The organism is Paenibacillus vini, assembly GCF_018403325.1.
GTDB classification, from domain to species: Bacteria; Bacillota; Bacilli; order Paenibacillales; family Paenibacillaceae; genus Fontibacillus; species Fontibacillus vini.
The window spans coordinates 18,181-33,834 of sequence record NZ_BOSL01000013.1 but is presented as its reverse complement, the minus strand read 5'-3'; the positions used below and the strand labels follow the sequence as shown (position 1 = coordinate 33,834).

The 15,654-nt window shown below is 49.8% G+C and carries 15 protein-coding genes; 4 read left to right on the top strand and 11 right to left on the bottom strand.

Features of this window, described 5'->3' with window-relative positions; genetic code table 11:
• Window positions 1–101: 101 nt before the first annotated feature.
• Together KJS57_RS18295 and KJS57_RS18290 are read right to left on the bottom strand one after the other, a co-directional pair.
• A complete protein-coding gene (locus KJS57_RS18295) occupies window positions 102–902 on the bottom strand; it encodes a TrmH family RNA methyltransferase (protein ID WP_213655894.1) in 801 nt (266 codons plus the stop codon).
• A gap of 36 nt (window positions 903–938) precedes the next feature.
• Window positions 939–1,613, bottom strand: a complete 675-nt coding sequence (locus KJS57_RS18290) for a potassium channel family protein (RefSeq protein WP_211025696.1) — start codon at window positions 1,611–1,613, stop codon at window positions 939–941.
• Window positions 1,614–1,739: 126 nt separating this feature from the next.
• Between KJS57_RS18290 and sspI the strand changes: the two genes are divergently transcribed.
• Complete coding sequence (gene sspI / locus KJS57_RS18285; protein WP_211025694.1) at window positions 1,740–1,973, top strand: small acid-soluble spore protein SspI; 234 nt, start codon at window positions 1,740–1,742, stop codon at window positions 1,971–1,973.
• 85 nt (window positions 1,974–2,058) lie between these two features.
• On the opposite strand, the gene KJS57_RS18280 is transcribed toward sspI, so the two are convergent.
• From KJS57_RS18280 to KJS57_RS18265, 4 genes are all read right to left on the bottom strand, one after another.
• Entirely contained in the window at window positions 2,059–3,642 is a 1,584-nt protein-coding gene (locus KJS57_RS18280) for a peptide chain release factor 3 (RefSeq protein WP_213655893.1), read from the bottom strand.
• A 153-nt stretch (window positions 3,643–3,795) separates the two neighbouring features.
• The gene (locus tag KJS57_RS18275; RefSeq protein ID WP_213655892.1) at window positions 3,796–5,244 is read right to left on the bottom strand and encodes a DUF5050 domain-containing protein; all 1,449 of its coding nucleotides are present in this window, start codon (window positions 5,242–5,244) and stop codon (window positions 3,796–3,798) included.
• 171 nt (window positions 5,245–5,415) lie between these two features.
• On the bottom strand, window positions 5,416–6,963 hold the full coding sequence (zwf, locus tag KJS57_RS18270) for a glucose-6-phosphate dehydrogenase (protein WP_211025688.1): 1,548 nt from the start codon (window positions 6,961–6,963) through the stop codon (window positions 5,416–5,418).
• Between the two features lie 237 nt (window positions 6,964–7,200).
• Entirely contained in the window at window positions 7,201–8,016 is an 816-nt protein-coding gene (locus tag KJS57_RS18265; RefSeq protein ID WP_213655891.1) for a YwmB family TATA-box binding protein, read from the bottom strand.
• A 128-nt stretch (window positions 8,017–8,144) separates the two neighbouring features.
• Between KJS57_RS18265 and KJS57_RS18260 the strand changes: the two genes are divergently transcribed.
• The 3 genes from KJS57_RS18260 to KJS57_RS18250 are packed head-to-tail and all read left to right on the top strand — an operon-like array spanning window position 8,145 to window position 11,876.
• A complete protein-coding gene (locus KJS57_RS18260) occupies window positions 8,145–9,245 on the top strand; it encodes an endospore germination permease (protein ID WP_213655890.1) in 1,101 nt (366 codons plus the stop codon).
• The gene (locus KJS57_RS18255) at window positions 9,235–10,731 is read left to right on the top strand and encodes a spore germination protein (RefSeq protein ID WP_213655889.1); all 1,497 of its coding nucleotides are present in this window, start codon (window positions 9,235–9,237) and stop codon (window positions 10,729–10,731) included. Before KJS57_RS18260 ends, KJS57_RS18255 begins: the two co-directional genes overlap by 11 nt.
• A 5-nt stretch (window positions 10,732–10,736) precedes the next feature.
• Window positions 10,737–11,876 (top strand): Ger(x)C family spore germination protein, encoded by a 1,140-nt coding sequence (locus KJS57_RS18250; protein ID WP_244861623.1) that lies wholly within the window; start codon window positions 10,737–10,739, stop codon window positions 11,874–11,876.
• Between the two features lie 46 nt (window positions 11,877–11,922).
• On the opposite strand, the gene KJS57_RS18245 is transcribed toward KJS57_RS18250, so the two are convergent.
• The 5 genes from KJS57_RS18245 to KJS57_RS18225 all read right to left on the bottom strand — a co-directional run bounded on the left by KJS57_RS18245 (window position 11,923) and on the right by KJS57_RS18225 (window position 15,653).
• Window positions 11,923–12,573, bottom strand: coding sequence for a response regulator (locus KJS57_RS18245; protein WP_435530092.1), 651 nt, complete (start codon window positions 12,571–12,573; stop codon window positions 11,923–11,925).
• On the bottom strand, window positions 12,551–13,639 hold the full coding sequence (locus tag KJS57_RS18240) for a sensor histidine kinase (protein WP_211025678.1): 1,089 nt from the start codon (window positions 13,637–13,639) through the stop codon (window positions 12,551–12,553). Before KJS57_RS18240 ends, KJS57_RS18245 begins: the two co-directional genes overlap by 23 nt.
• 19 nt (window positions 13,640–13,658) lie before the next feature.
• Window positions 13,659–14,309: a cell wall-active antibiotics response protein LiaF gene (gene liaF, locus KJS57_RS18235; protein ID WP_211025676.1), complete on the bottom strand. Its 651-nt coding sequence runs from the start codon at window positions 14,307–14,309 to the stop codon at window positions 13,659–13,661.
• A 111-nt stretch (window positions 14,310–14,420) separates the two neighbouring features.
• Window positions 14,421–15,122: a PspA/IM30 family protein gene (locus KJS57_RS18230; protein WP_213655887.1), complete on the bottom strand. Its 702-nt coding sequence runs from the start codon at window positions 15,120–15,122 to the stop codon at window positions 14,421–14,423.
• 3 nt (window positions 15,123–15,125) lie between these two features.
• Entirely contained in the window at window positions 15,126–15,653 is a 528-nt protein-coding gene (locus tag KJS57_RS18225) for a PspC domain-containing protein (protein ID WP_213655989.1), read from the bottom strand.
• Window position 15,654 lies beyond the last annotated feature (1 nt).

The window sequence follows — 15,654 nt, the reverse complement described above, 5'->3', positions numbered from 1 at the left end:
TATTAAATTAGTCTCATTAAAAAAAAGACTGGAGCAAGGTTCCAGCAAAGTGCTGCTGAACCTCTCCAGTCTTTATTATTGTTTAGGATCGTTGGCCGCCATTATCGGCCGGTCGAGAACTCCCGCTGCCGCAGCGCTTCGTACAGCAGCACCGAGGCGGCCATCGCCACGTTCAGCGATTCGGCGCGGCCGCGCATCGGGATGATGAGGCCGTCGTCCATGAGGTCGCGGACTTCCGGACTCAGGCCGCTTCCTTCGCTGCCGAACATCAGCCATACCGGCCCGGTGAAATCGTACGCGTAGCAGTTCACCGCTGCCTGCAGGCTGGTGCCGGCCAGCCGGATGCCGCGAGCCTTGGCCTGCGGCAGCAGCTCGCCCAGCTTGCCGTGTACCACCGGCAAGTGAAAGAGCGAGCCCATGGTGGCGCGCAGCACCTTGGGCCCGTAGATGTCGGCGCATCCGGCGCCGACAATAACCCCGTCCGCACCGACCGCGTCGGCGGTGCGGATAATGGTGCCGACGTTGCCGGGATCCTGCACGCCGTCGAGCACCACAACCAGGCCGCCTGCCGTATCCAGCAGCGGCTGCAAGGCCCCGCCGGCTTTGCGGACGACGGCGAACACCGGCTGCGGCGTCTTCGTATCGCTGCATTTCCCGATCACGGCTTCAGACACCGCGATCCACTCCACGTCCAGGCCTGCCGATGCAGCCTCGGCCAACTCGCCGGGAATTCCCGCCTCCGCCTCGTAGCAGACGCATTCGATATCCGCTCGCGCCTCCAGCGCCTCCTGGACGAGATGGATGCCTTCGATGAGGAACTTGCCCTGCTTATCGCGCTGCTTCTTCTCAAGCAGTCCCGCCCATTCTTTTACCCGCGGATTTTGCGGAGACAATATTTGCATGTCCGGTTCATTCCTTTGCCAAAATCATTTCCTCGATCAAGCCTCCGAATAGGCCAGCTCCATCTTGGTCAGGTCATTCTTCTCGCCGACAATGACGAGGATATCGCCTTCTGAGAGGCGGTCGCTGGAGGATGGAGAAATATTCATCTTCGATCCGCGTTTGATCGCCATCACGTTGCAGCCGAATTTGGCGCGTACGTTCAGTTCCTTCAGGTTTTGGCCGAGCATGGCCTTGGTGGCCCGCAGCTCGACAATGCTGTATTCATCCGACAATTCGATGTAATCCAGAATATTCGGAGAGGTCAGATGATGCGCTACGCGCAGCCCCATGTCCCGCTCCGGATAAATCACTTTATCCGCGCCGATCTTTTGCAGCACTTTCCCGTGCAGCTCATTCTGAGCCTTGACTACAATCAGCGGGCCGCCCATATCTTTCAAAATAAGCGTCGTGAGAATGCTCGCCTGGATATCTTCCCCGATCGCCACGACCACGACATCGAAGTTGCGGATTCCGAGCGCCCGAAGCGCTTCTTCATCGGTGGAATCCGCCGATACCGCATGAGTCACTATATTCGACACCGCCTGGGTATGCTGTTCGTCCGCATCGATCGCGAGTACGTCAAACCCCATTCCGCTGAGCGCTTTAGCTACACTTAAACCGAACCGTCCCATGCCGATTACGGCAAATTGTTTTTTCTCCGTATGAGCCATTTCTTCACCATCCTAGAGACTTATGGATTGATATAGTATATCACAATGTCATGCAAACTTGAATTTTTGGCCCCTTGACCGGGAACGTTAAGTTTTGGGCGATCACTATTTCAAGGAGGGTTACCAATGCCAATCACCATGAGTTTGCGTGAAGCCGTCCTGCATAAAATCCACGGCAAAAGCGAAAGCGGAATGCGCGACATGATCGAAGGCTCAATCGATGCACAGGAAGCCGCTTTGCCCGGTCTCGGTGTAGTGTTTGAGGTGATCTGGAAGAACATTGATCACACCAAACAGGATGAGTTGGTTTCCGTGCTGCAAGACCAGCTGGAACACAGTAATCTTAAGCCGTTGAAATAAGACCCTGCCCGAAAAAAACAAGCCTTCAGCATTCCGCTGAAAGGCTTGTTTTCATGAGATCAAAATCTCTGGTTTCCTGGATGGCTTATGGAGCCGTCTCCAAAAACTGTGCGTCCGGATTTTTCTCCATCGCCGTACGCATCGCATATTCATTTTCGAACAAGGCGACATAGTTGCCTTTTTTATCTTTTACCAAAGTGGAATTAATGCGGAACTTCGAAGGATCGACTTTGTCCGCGACAATCCAGCGGGCAAATTGGAACGGCATCCGCTGAAGCATCACATCGACTCCGTATTCGCCCTTCATCCGGTATTCGAACACTTCAAACTGCAATTGTCCGACAACGCCCAGCAGCGTATCTTCAAAGCCTACCGTGGTGAAGACCTGAATCGTCCCTTCCTCGGTCAACTGGTCGATCCCTTTTTGATACTGCTTATGCTTGAGGGCATTCTTGACCGTAACCTTTGCGAAGATTTCCGGCGAAAAGGTTGGCAGTTCATCAAAGGTAACTTCCCCGCCTTGACTAAGCGAATCTCCGATCCGGAAAATTCCCGGGTCGAACAAGCCGATAATATCGCCCGGATAAGCCTCGGTAACAATGTCCCGGTCCTGAGCCAAGAATTGCTGCGGCTGGGACAGCTTGATTTCCTTGCCCACCCGAACATGCTTAACTGACATTCCGCGCTCAAACTTGCCGGACACGATCCGAAGGAATGCGATCCGGTCCCGGTGCGCCGGGTTCATATTGGCCTGGATCTTGAACACGTAGCCGGAGAATTTCTCGTTCGTCGGTTCAACGACCCCCGTAGTGCTCCGGCGCGGCTCCGGTTTCGGTGCCAGTTGAAGGAAGTTCTCGAGGAATGTCTGTACGCCGAAATTGTTCACCGCACTGCCGAAGAAAACCGGCGTCAATTCCCCGCGTTTCACTTTTTCAAGATCAAACGGATCGCCCGCTACATCCAGCAGCTCCAAGTCCTGGCACAACTGGTCGTGCAGGTAGTCGCCCGCCATTTCGCGAATGACCGGATCCTCGTAACCATCCACTTTCTTCACTTGAATGTTCGAATGGTCGTCGCCCTGGAACAGTTCCACCTGATTCTTCATCCGGTCATAAACGCCGCACAATTCCCGGCCCATGCCGATCGGCCAGTTCATCGGAACGGAACGGATACCGAGCACTTGCTCGATTTCCTCCATCAATTCGAACGGGCTGCGTCCTTCGCGGTCCAATTTGTTGATAAACGTAAAAATCGGAATTCCCCGCTTGGCGCATACCTGAAACAGCTTAATCGTCTGCGCTTCGACGCCTTTGGCGACGTCAATCAGCATCACGGCGCTGTCCGCAGCCGTCAAAGTCCGGTAGGTGTCCTCACTGAAATCCTGGTGGCCCGGCGTATCCAAAATATTGATACGATGGCCGTTATAGTCAAACTGCATGACGGAAGATGTCACGGAGATTCCCCGCTGCTTCTCAATTTCCATCCAGTCGCTTGTTGCGTGCTTGCTGGCTTTCCGGGCTTTAACCGATCCCGCTAAACGGATGGCGCCCCCGAACAAAAGCAGCTTTTCTGTTAATGTCGTTTTCCCTGCATCCGGGTGGGAGATGATCGCAAACGTTCTCCGCTTATCCACTTCCTGCTGCAGCAGTTGTCCCAATGCGTTGCTCATTCTCACTTTCCTCTCGCTTCTACAAAGTCATACCTGTTATTGTAACATATTTTGGCTTGACTTACGCAGATACGGAAGCTGGAAATTGAATTCTATAAGCCTAATTTTGAAATGAACGCTGAACAATCACCTATCATTCTTATTTAGGCGCTTTTACTGATTTACGGTATATAGCTTCTCCGGCTTCACTTGGCCGACCAGCGAAACACGGTACAGCTCCCGCTTGATGATTCGATGGCCATCTTTCGTATAAATAACCGTATAGTACATGTAATTTCCTGCAATCTGAATCTCCTGAACGGAACCGCTTTTCGGAATAGTCACAAAAGGAACTGGCTTAGGTTCGTCATCCAAGGCCATTTTGTAAATATGACTGGTCCCTCTGAAATACATATAAGCAATATTATTTTTGTAATTGATAACCTCTATGTCAATCTCATTTACCTGAGTAAGGACGTCAGCGCTTTTTATCTTCAGGGTATCCTGTAGAAGCGAACCGGCTTTTAACGGAATGGTCGTAATCTCTCCTGAGAAACCGCTCATCCTCAAGTTATCTCCGATAACGGTCATATTTCTGCCTCTCAAGTAAAACTCGGCAATCTTTTGCCCGGCCGTCGTATAGATGTAAACATCATTCCAGTCCGCTGCGATCAGCCAATCCCCTCGAATTTGAAGCCTGCCTACCTCAACATCACCGAGCTTCTTCAATCCCGAACCATCCAGCTTCATTTTGTACAAACGTTGTTGATCCTGCCAGTTTCCAAAATAAATCCAGCCCTTATCGATGACAAACACACGCGCCAAATCATTTTTCTTCCCAACGATTGATTTCTTCGTACCGTCCATTTTAATTTTGTAAAGGGAAAATGCGTCGTGAGAGCCGGAACCCGGATTATCTCCCAAGAAATACAGCCACTCCCCGTATGGAACCAGATTATAAATACTTTCTCCACTTGCAATCTGTTTGGTTTGCTTTGTTTTTAGATCATATCTGTAAAGCACATCCTGCTTAATCGATTGTTTGACATAAAAATGATATTTGTCCGTACTTGCAACATGTCCGAAATCAGCCAGATTCCCGTTTAACTGGTCTTGCTGTAGAGACACATCACTGGATACAGGTGCTGGAATGGGGAGTATAACATCCGGATCCGGTTCCCCATTCCATATAAGGTAAGAGGTATTGACCAGTCCGTCCCATTTATAAGTAATCCCAAAGGCCTCGCAGATCCCCTGCAGCGGTATGAATAACGTCTCCTCTTTGACGACGGAAGCGGTCTTGAACTGGCCGGCTTTTCCGTTTACCCGATACAATGTCTCTCCCGATTTAAACTCAAGCTTCTTTCTGTCATAAATTATAATTATCTCATTTCCGCTCTGTTCAACTCTCATATGTAAGGAATCCGATAAAAAAGATAACGGGACGAAAACGACATCATTTTCATCAAAAAACGGCTCTTTTGAGAACTCCGTAACCTTTTCCCCATTGATTTCGATCCGTAGCGGCAACCCCGGTGTTGAAGTACCTGCAGAAGCGAGCGCAGGGAATAACATGGCTATGCTCAAAAAGAATGCTATGACCCTTACACCAATTTTTTTCATAATTTCACTCCTCGCTTTTTATATACCATATCCTACCATCCGTTTGAAAATTTCGGAATACAATATATGGAAAAAATCTAACTACTTAAATTGTTAAACAACGCAAAAAAAACCGCCCTCAGGTTCTCCCGAAGGCGGTTTGTAGTCTCACATCAATTTATTTGGTTCAGGTTACGGCGTTACCCAAACGACATTATCTTCTTCCTGGCCATTGACCGGCCACCAGTGGAATCCATCCTTGGCGAGCAGTTCATGGGCTTCTTGCGGACCCCAGGAACCGGCAGGATAAGAACTGATATCTCCCGGATTTTGCGCCCATGCCGATGCGATCCGGTCGATGAACGCCCAAGCGGTAGCCACCTCGTCCCAGCGGGTAAAGTAGGTGGAATCCCCGTGCGCCGCATCAAGGATCAGACGCTCATAGGCTTCCGGCGAGTTGATCCCGACCTGGCAGCTTTGGCAGAATTCCATCGCCAAAGGTTCGATCTTGGAATCGGAGCCTGGCTTCTTCGCGTTGATCTTGATATAGATCCCTTCCATAGGGTTTACACGAATAACAAGCAGGTTCGGCTCCAGGTTATGCTTCTGACCCAGATATACGTTCGTCGGCATTTGCTTGAACTCTACGACAACTTCAGTTGTCTTAACCGGAAGACGTTTGCCTGTACGGATATAGAACGGTACGCCGGCCCAGCGGAAATTGTCAACGAATACTTTCGCCGCAAAGTAGGTTTCCGTGTTGGAGTTCGGGTCCACCTTATCCTCCTGGCGGTATCCAGGAAGCTTCTTGCCTTTGCTTTCGCCTTCCGTATATTGACCGCGAATGACGCTCTCTTTCACTTCCACAGGGGAAGCGTACGGACGCAATGAACGGAGAACCTTCACCTTCTCGTCCCGGATATCTTCCGGGTACAAACGGCTAGGCGGCTCCATCGCAATCATGGTCAGCATCTGCAGCATATGGTTCTGGCCCATGTCGCGCAGAGCTCCCGAATGATCGTAATATCCGCCGCGTTCTTCTACGCCCACAGTTTCGCTAAGCGTGATTTGAATATTTGCGATATGCTTGTTGTTCCAAAGCGGCTCAAAGAACGCATTGGCAAAACGGATTACTTCAATATTTTGAACCATCTCTTTGCCGAGATAGTGGTCGATCCGGTAAATTTCTTCTTCTTTGAATACCTGATTCAGTTCTTCGTTCAGCTTCTGTGCGGAGAGCAGATCGTAGCCGAACGGCTTCTCGATGACCAGCCGGTGCCAGCCGCCGCTGCTAAGCATGCCGCCCTTCTGCAGGTTGAAGGATACGCTACCGAACAGCTCCGGCGCAAGCGCCAGGTAGAACAGCCGGTTACCCGGAATGCTGAAACGGGATTCCACGGATTCGGTCAGTTCGCGAAGCTCGTGATATCCGTCAATGTTGTTGATGTCCAGAGATTTGTAGGAAAAATGCTCAGCAAACTGCGTCCACTTCGATTCATCCTCCACTTTATAACGGCAAAATTCCTGAATAGAGCGATGAACGTCATCCCGGAATTCCTCCTGCGAACGCGGACGGCGCGCCACGCCGATTACGGCGAAGTCCTCAGCCAGCTTTCCTTCGCGATAGAGTGAATATATAGCGGGAAAGAGCTTGCGGCGTGCCAAATCTCCGGTTGCCCCAAAAATAAAAAATACCGCTCCTGGTGTCTGCAGTGATTCTAGATTTTGAATATCAGCCATGGCTCCTCATTTCTTTCTATGTAATATAGTGAATATTTATTCAATTACCCACCAATGATATGAATTTACACGGCATCACTGGATGTGATGTAATTTTAGCATATTCACATAAAGGATGCCATCATATTCATATCAAAAAATGACGGTATTTCAGAAAATTCATCTAATATTTATCTAATATTTACATTGCCTTCACTTATAGTGCGAGTTCAAACAGTCAGGTTTTCAAGACAACCTCTAATATTCAATTGTCAGCAAGGGTGAGCCTAACGACAATTCCTCCATCCCCGTTTCCGAATTGCGGTGAACGGCCATCTGCAGCGACACGGTCTTACCGCCGCTAATCACGGATATCGGCAGCTCGGGAATGTAGTAAGTCCGGCTGACGGTGTCTGCGTCATTATAATTTTCCACAAGGCCCATTTTTAATGCATGAGCAGCATAATCCTCCAGCTCTTGCATTCTGTCTTCAATCGATGTGCTCACGATTTCACCCGTATCGGGAGATTCCCCGGTCTCCGGCTTCATCGTCCCCTGCAAAGCCGCGTTCCAGTGAATGGACACTCCCTCATCCGCAAGCGATTCTCCGGAAACCGTCTGCTCGGATTTCATTTCCTTCAATGTCTCCATGCCTTCCCCCTCCAGTCTAAGAATGACATAATAGGTCCCTTCCTTGACCGGCGTAACCGTTAGTTTGGAGCGGATTTCCATCGAACGGCCATACGCGGAATAAACCTCATGATCTTGTACTGTCTCCGGTTCAACTTCGGACAGACCCAGTCGGGTGGCGAGCACTCCTATCGCTTCTTCCGGCGCCAACAGCGTGTTCCAATCCCCCTGCCATTTCACCGTGCCCTTCATTTCTTCATGAATAGAACCGGTGCCCAGAGCAAGCAGTTTGTCCCACTGAGCGGCCGCAGCATCGACGGGACCACCTTCTTTCACTGCGGTTGCCTGGTCTTTAGCCAAGCTGCCCAACAGCAAAATCAGCAACAGCACGCAACCCGCCAATATGATCGATCCGTTCCTCCACTTTTTCACCGGAATAGGCATCTTCATTTCCTCCGCTACTCTATTAATCTATGAGAACAGGATGTCCTGATAGAGAGCAACTTATACCTGCATATCTTTTCTTGATTTGGATACCATATACTGAAATTTTCGAAGAAAGGAGCCTGTAGATGATAAAATCGCCAAAGCCCTCCATATCGCAAGCCATTATGATGGTTATGCTCACCGTGGGGATCACCAACCATGTATTTGTTATCCCGGCTTTGATGCAGGCCGCCAAGCGGGATGCCTGGTTTTCCGTCATTCTCTCCATTCTTCCATTCGGCATATTTACTTGTCTGCTCATCTTTATTACAAACCGGACCCGGAGTAAATCGTTGCACAGCTGGATCAGCAGCCGGTTTGGAGCTTTCCCCTCCTATTTGTTCCGCGCGGTCCTTACCATTTATTTTTTTACGATAGCCTGGTTTACCTTATTCGACACGATCACATGGACCAAGAACACATTTTTGCCTTATACCCCGACCTGGGCCACTCTGATTGTACTTCTCGGACTTTGTTTAGCAGGGGCAACCCTTGGTATAAAAACCATTGCCGTAGCATCGGGACTGCTTCTCCCCCTCGTTGTCGTCTTAGGCTTTTATGTCGGAATAGCCAATGTGGAGTTCAAAGACTACAGCCTTTTATTTCCTATTCTTGAATTTGGCTGGGGGCCTCCGGTAAAAGGCATGGTGTATGCCTGCTCCGGTTTGTTCGAATTTTTCCTCATTTTGTTCATCCAGCCACACCTCGAAAAGCCATTAAAAAAGAAACACTTCGTCCTGTTAGCCGTAATCATTACCGGCCTTACAATCGGGCCGCTTACCGGAGCAATCTCCGAGTTCAATCCATATGAAGCCTCGCTGCAGCGGTATCCCGCATATGAAGAATGGAGAATTGCCGGATTTGGGAAGTATATATCACAAACCGATTTTTTCTCCATATATCAGTGGCTTTCCGGGAGTGCTATCCGGATATCCTTCGCTCTGTTTGCTGCCGCTGATTTATGGGAGTTCAAGAAGTCCAAGTCCCGCTTCATTCTGCTGCTAGTTATGGCTATTACCTTAATTCCGCTGGGAAATTACGTTTTCAACGATGTACAGTTTCAATTTATGATATTCCATTATATTTTCCCGGGAAATTTAATGCTGATGAGCGGTCTTACCCTGCTGCTCGCCATCGCTGCTCTTCTGCCCGGCCGCAAAAAAGGAGGCTCCACTCATGAAACATGATCCGGGATCCGGGTCACCCGGCAAACCTCTAATCATAACTCAAGAATTGTTTAAGGAATATTTCGAGAACTCGGCAGACGTAATGCTTCACTGTTTTAACGCCGCAGGTTCCGATTTGGACACCCAGCCTGTGATCCTTGCATTTTCGGCTGGAATGATCGACTTCAAGCAACTGAATCAGCTCGTGCTTCCCGGCCTTGCCGCCATTTTCAGGGATTATCCCGCGGCTGTGCCAACTGAGATCGAGCATAATAACCACCTGCCATTGACTCCCGTACAGATCGACAGCTTACATGATATCGCTTATCGGATATACAGCGGAAATCTGATTGTCTTCATAGAGAAGCTGCAATCCTGCTTTAGTCTGGATATCTCTAATCCTCCAGCCCGTTCTCCGGAAGAGCCCTTGACCGAATCCTCGATCAAAGGCCCCCGCGACGGTTTCACCGAGGAATTAACGACCAACATTGCATTGATGCGTAAGCGGCTTCGCACCCATTCGCTAAGTATCGAGCAGTTGGTGAAAGGGCGGCGCGGCGAAACCCGGATTGCTCTTTTTTATATCAACGATATCATCAACCCCGACATTCTGGAGGAAATCCGCAGCAGATTGAACGGGATCGATACGGACGCCATTATCGGCACCTCATTCATTGAAGCAATTGTTTCGGGAAAAAAAGGCCACACCTTATTCCCTCTAACCGATTATACAGGTAGACCGGATTTTGCTGCGGACGCCTTGTTATCCGGTAAATTCGCAGTTATGGTCGACGGATCGCCAATGGCGATTATCGCTCCCGTAACTCTGATGAACCAGCTTATTTCCCCGGAGGACGCCAATACGGCCTATTTTATTGTATCCCTGCAAAAAATACTGCGGATTGCAGGTCTGTTGATTTCCTTCTTTCTGCCGGGCTTCTATATTGCGCTAACGACCTTTAATCTGGAGCAGATTCCGCTGCCTCTGCTGGCGACCATCACCAATTCGAGACAAGGATTACCGTTTCCAATTCCGCTCGAAACTTTTATTATGCTGTTCCTGTTTGAAATCTTTAACGAAGCGGGGCGTCGGCTGCCTAAAGCTTTGGGCCAGACAGTTACCGTCGTAGGGGGCTTAATTATCGGAGATGCGGCGATCCGCGCCGGAATTACTTCACCGACCATCATTGTCACCGTGGCTATAACGATCGTAGCGGCGTCCGCTCTGATCAATCAGACGCTCAGCGGGAGCGCTTCCCAAATACGGTTGGTAATCCTGGTCCTCTCCTCTTTGCTGGGCATGTTCGGTTTCATGATCGGAACTTTCGCCGTCGTACTGTATATTTCATCGCTGGAGACATACGGCGTTCCCTACCTGGCGCCTATTTCTCCCTTCCATAAAAAAGACTTCCTCGTGGCCGTTATAAAAGAGCCGGCGGATAAGAAAATACAAAGGCCACATTATCTGCGAACCCAAGATGACAAAGGAAGGGGGAACCAGTCTTGAAAGTCATGTCCGTCCTCTTAATGCTCACGCTTCTGCTCACCGGCTGCTGGGATGTCAAAGAGGTTCAAAGCGTCAACTTCATCACCGCGCTCGGCGTAGATTACGTCAAGGATCACTATGTGATTTATGCCCAAATGCTGGACTTTTGGGAAATTTCCCGACAGGATACCCCTTCCAATACCGGAAAAGCGAAAATATGGATTGGCAAAGCTGAAGGAGCAACGATGACGGATGCGCTTAACAACCTATATCCCGCCTCTCAGCAGCGTACGCTCTGGACTCATGTCAAAACGATCGTCTTCTCCAGGTCATTGCTGGAGAGCCATTTATCCGAAACTGTAGCGAGCCTGCTTCGTTCCCGTGACTTCCGCTACACCCCCTGGGTGTTTGGAACGGACCAGGAGATGGGCCAACTGCTTTCAAGCGTATCGCTGCTCAATCATTCCGTGATCAACTCCGAGCTTATGGATCCCATGGAAGTGTTCAAGCAATATTCCTCGATCGAGCCGATCCAATTAATCAAACTCATTAATGGGATTAACGAGCCCGCCGGGCGAGCGCTGCTTCCGTCGATTACTATAACTGACGAGGTTTGGAAAGATTACAACGACCCGATCAATCTTGTGAAGCTGAACGGAGCATTCTGCATTTCAAAAGGAAAAAGCACGGGTTTTATGGACATGGAGCACTTGAACGGAGTGAGATACACTTCCTTCAGAAAAATGTACAAATATCCCTTAACGGTGGACATGCCGGACGGAAGCCACGTCGTACTTAATATTGTGGACTCCAAGTCGAAGTCTCATTTCAAAATTAAAGCCGGCGTTCCTGTTGCCGGGATGAAGATAAAAGCCCGTATTCATGTTGTAGAAGTCAATAAGGAGAGCAGCGCAACCGCTCAAAAAATCAAGGAGTTAGCCCAAATCGCGGTTGCTAAAGAGGTAAGAACTACATTTGCCGAAGCCCGGCAGAAGGATATCGATATTTACGGACTCGAGAAAAAATTGTACAGAAAGCATAATGCCAATTGGAAACGACTGAGCTCCGGCACGTCTAATTCCCTCATCTCAAAAATTGATTTGGGGGATGTTGAAGTTAATTTAAAGGTCGTACACGCCACTTCCTACAAATTGTCCGATCATTAAAAAAGAAGCAACCCGGCATACGCCGCCGGGCTGCTTCTTTCATATTTCATTCCGCAAGGCCGTTCTTGTAGGCATAGATCGCAGCCTGGGTGCGATCTTCGACACCCAGCTTGGCCAGAATGTTCGTAACGTGGAACTTCACTGTCTTGATACCAATGATCAGATCATCGGCGATATCCTGATTCGATTTGCCTTGCGCCAATAAGCGAAGAACGTCCATTTCCCGTTCGGTGAGGTCTTCATGGGCCGGGGTTTCCGGTTTGGGTTGACGGAACCGGTTCATCATTTTGGAAGCAACCTGGGATTCCAATACGGACTGGCCTCTGGCCGCGGCACGGATCGCTTCCGCGATTTCGGAAGCCCGGGAGGTCTTCAGCAGATAGCTGAACGCTCCGGCTTCGATAACCGGATACATCTTCTCGTCGTCGAGATAACTGGTCAATACGATCACCTTGCATTCCGGATACAGCGCGAGCAACTGCCGCGTCGTCTCGATGCCGTCCATCCCTTCCATCACCAAATCCATCAAAACGACATCAGGTCTATACTCCTGAGCCAGCCGAATTCCCTCTTCTCCGCTGCTGGCCTCGCCGACGACTTCAATGCCTTCCTCGGTGCCCAGTACGGCTGCAAGTCCGATCCGCACCATCTCATGGTCGTCAACCAGCAGCACTTTAATCAACTTCTCCATTTCCATCTCCATGATGATCGTCCCCCCCGATTTCCTCATTCAATAACGGTATTGTAATTTCAATGCGCGTTCCCTTGCCCGGAGCAGTAATGAATTGAATCGAACCGCCGATCTCCCGAACCCGCTCCTGCATCGTCGACAAGCCATAGGAGGCCTGCTTCTTGTCATCAAGTTGAAAGCCTATTCCGTTGTCTCGCAGCGTAACTTTAACCGCCGTATCTCCCTTCCGGTGGATCCGGATCTCCATTTTGTCGGCCTTGGCATGGCGCAGCGTATTGGACATCGCCTCCTGGATGATGCGGAACAGATGATTCTCGATTCCTTTCCCGAGATTGAGCTCCTCATCCATTTCAAGCGACAAGTCCATCGGCACCTTGGTCTTGAGTTCTTTCACAAGCTCGCGCAAGCCTTGCGACAACTCCTTCCCCTCCAAATATACGGGCCGTAAATGCAGCAGCAGCGCTCTCATTTCGGATTGGGCCACAGAGGCCATCTCTTCGATCAATTCGACCTGGCGCTGGGCCTTGTCGAAGTCTTTATCCAGCGTTCGTCCTACGGCCGTAGCCGTCATGGAAATCGCGAACAACTGCTGGGATACCGCATCATGAAGCTCTCGGGCAAGCCTTTGCCTTTCCTCCACGATCGCCGAAACTCTGGCCTGCTCTGCAAGCTGCGCGTTATGTGTGGAGAGCCGCTGCAGCGAGCTCACCTGCTCTTCCCAACGCTTGCCGATCCGCTCCAGTTGCTCCCCAAGCCCCCCGATCTCATCGACGCCAAGCTTCGGCACCGTTCCGGTCTGATTGCCCTTTTCCCATTGAAGCAAAGCATTCCGCAATAGATCAATCTTCCGCTTCTGACGGTATCCCTGAAAGAAACCAAAAGCCGCTCCAACGCTGAGCAGCAGGGTCAGCAGCGTCAATCCGGCCTGAATCCCCGTTCTCCAACTGGTTGACGGCTTGAAATATCCATATGTATATAGAACATACACAATAACGGCCAGTAAAACAAAGCACAGGAGAATCCCCTCCCGCATACTTCGGGAAACCATGTTCCCAGGTCTTTTATTCTTCATGCGGAGCGATCCTCCCGACTTAAATTAATCGTATATCTACATCTCCCACTAAATAGGAAATGATAATTTTCACTTTTTGGTCGCGCTCTTCATAATTCGGCGATTTCCAGTATAACCGGTTCAACATTCCCGTTTCCCGGTCATGACCAAACTCAATCTGTCCGAACAATACGAACGCTTCGATCTCGACACCATAATCCTCGGACACGGCCAGATCAATATCGCCGACAATCCCCTGAAACATGAGGATGTTGTTTGTGCCCTCCATAATGGAAAGTGACATATCGATGTCAATTTCCCCCAAGATGTGCCACATGCTTGTATTTCTCAAAGTCCAAGGATCACGATCCCAGTGAATGCTCGACGTGATGCTCTGTTTTTGCATATAATTGCCCTGGGGTTGTGTTTTGCGAATTTTTGCATAATATAAGCCTAACGAGACCATGAGAATCGCAACGACCAACATGAAATGATCCAGCAGGATCAACCCTCCGCCTACGGCCATTAAAATGTATCCCGTTTTGACCTCTTCCCCTTGGCGAACCTTGTAGATTCCGTATCCTAAAACAAATAGGGCGACGATGGTTAAAAAACTCAGCCAGTTGCCGAAAATCATCAAAAGGCCAAGTCCGATCAATCCGATGGCGAGGAACCTTTTCCGCTTATCCATGCCGCACCTCCTGCCGGTCATAAGTTGGAAAAGCCATAACGGTATGGAATCCATACCGCATGGCTTTACCATGGTCTAGCATAACACATTGTCCTACTTACTGTGTAGCTGTTACTCCGCGCTTTCTTCGCGTTTCTCAGCCGGGCTCAGTTTAGCTTTCAAAGCTTCGAGCTGAGCATCTACTTTCAACTGCTTTTCGGCATCGGCCGGGCTGATATAAGTCGAAGGTGTTGTACCCCGGTAGACTGCGCCGGACACTTCCGCCTCAGCTTCCAACTGCATGATTTTCTCTTCCATCCGGTGGAATCCGAGCGAAGCGTTGCCGCTTTCGATCGAGTGCAGCGTGCTGATTTGGGACATTTGCTTTCTAGCCTTAGCCATTTGCGCACGGCTTACCAGCTCGTTACGTTTGTTGCGCAGTTTGTAGAACTCATCCTTCATTTCATGGAGCTGCTGTTTCAACTCATTGGCTTGCGCCTCGGATTGAGTATGCAAATCGCTGAATTCTGCTTGCTTTTGATCGAAGTGAATTTTTTCTTCAAGCAGCTTGCGTGCTACTTCTTCCTGCCCGTTTCTCAGAGCGATTTCGGCTTGCGCCTCTCTTTGGCTGGAAATACGGATAGCTTCATCAAGACGCTGCTTCATTCTGCGTTCATTAGCCATTTGTTTAGCTACGGTTACCTCGGCGTCACGGATTTCTGCCTCCATATCGCGCAGGTATTGGTTAAGCATTACGATTGGATCCTCTACCTTATCCAACATGTCATTGACAGATGCCTTCGTGATATCTTTAATTCTTTTGAATACTCCCATTGTTTACACTTCTCCCTTCTCATAGTTGGAAAGCTTTTTACGAAGCTCTTCCAGTTCTTTTTTCATGGCTTTCTTTTCGATATCTTGCATCATGGAATCCAGATTGGAGGCCTCCGCCCCGTTAAATCCGGAATTCCCGGCATTTACGTTGCCGTTGTATGGATTGTTGTTTCCGTAAGGTTGGTTGGCGCCATGGGCGTTGCCTCTAAATGGAGGCTGCGGGGGACGCTGCGGGCCCCATCCGTATCCCGGACCACCCGGTCCGCCCGGCATTCCGCCGCCGTAACCGCCTGCACCTCCATTGCCATTCCAACCGTTGTTATGAAAGTATGGATCGAATGGTTCATAGGGCTCTTTTGAAATGACAAGCGATGCAATCAGGTATATGAAGATCGTCGTCCCACCCGTGAACGGCACGCTGATGATCGTCAAGATCCGCAGCGCCGTAGAGCTGATTCCGAAGTATTCGCCCAGTCCGCCTAGCAGACCGGTAAACCATCTATCCCTTCTGGAACGGTATAAACTACCCATC

Coding starts and splice junctions, on each gene's coding strand:
- KJS57_RS18295 (WP_213655894.1), bottom strand. CDS start 902: ATGCAAATATTGTCTCCGCAAAATCCGCGGGTAAAAGAATGGGCGGGA.
- KJS57_RS18290 (WP_211025696.1), bottom strand. CDS start 1,613: ATGGCTCATACGGAGAAAAAACAATTTGCCGTAATCGGCATGGGACGG.
- sspI (WP_211025694.1), top strand. CDS start 1,740: ATGCCAATCACCATGAGTTTGCGTGAAGCCGTCCTGCATAAAATCCAC.
- KJS57_RS18280 (WP_213655893.1), bottom strand. CDS start 3,642: ATGAGCAACGCATTGGGACAACTGCTGCAGCAGGAAGTGGATAAGCGG.
- KJS57_RS18275 (WP_213655892.1), bottom strand. CDS start 5,244: ATGAAAAAAATTGGTGTAAGGGTCATAGCATTCTTTTTGAGCATAGCC.
- zwf (WP_211025688.1), bottom strand. CDS start 6,963: ATGGCTGATATTCAAAATCTAGAATCACTGCAGACACCAGGAGCGGTA.
- KJS57_RS18265 (WP_213655891.1), bottom strand. CDS start 8,016: ATGCCTATTCCGGTGAAAAAGTGGAGGAACGGATCGATCATATTGGCG.
- KJS57_RS18260 (WP_213655890.1), top strand. CDS start 8,145: ATGATAAAATCGCCAAAGCCCTCCATATCGCAAGCCATTATGATGGTT.
- KJS57_RS18255 (WP_213655889.1), top strand. CDS start 9,235: ATGAAACATGATCCGGGATCCGGGTCACCCGGCAAACCTCTAATCATA.
- KJS57_RS18250 (WP_244861623.1), top strand. CDS start 10,737: ATGTCCGTCCTCTTAATGCTCACGCTTCTGCTCACCGGCTGCTGGGAT.
- KJS57_RS18245 (WP_435530092.1), bottom strand. CDS start 12,573: ATGGAAATGGAGAAGTTGATTAAAGTGCTGCTGGTTGACGACCATGAG.
- KJS57_RS18240 (WP_211025678.1), bottom strand. CDS start 13,639: ATGAAGAATAAAAGACCTGGGAACATGGTTTCCCGAAGTATGCGGGAG.
- liaF (WP_211025676.1), bottom strand. CDS start 14,309: ATGGATAAGCGGAAAAGGTTCCTCGCCATCGGATTGATCGGACTTGGC.
- KJS57_RS18230 (WP_213655887.1), bottom strand. CDS start 15,122: ATGGGAGTATTCAAAAGAATTAAAGATATCACGAAGGCATCTGTCAAT.
- KJS57_RS18225 (WP_213655989.1), bottom strand. CDS start 15,653: ATGGGTAGTTTATACCGTTCCAGAAGGGATAGATGGTTTACCGGTCTG.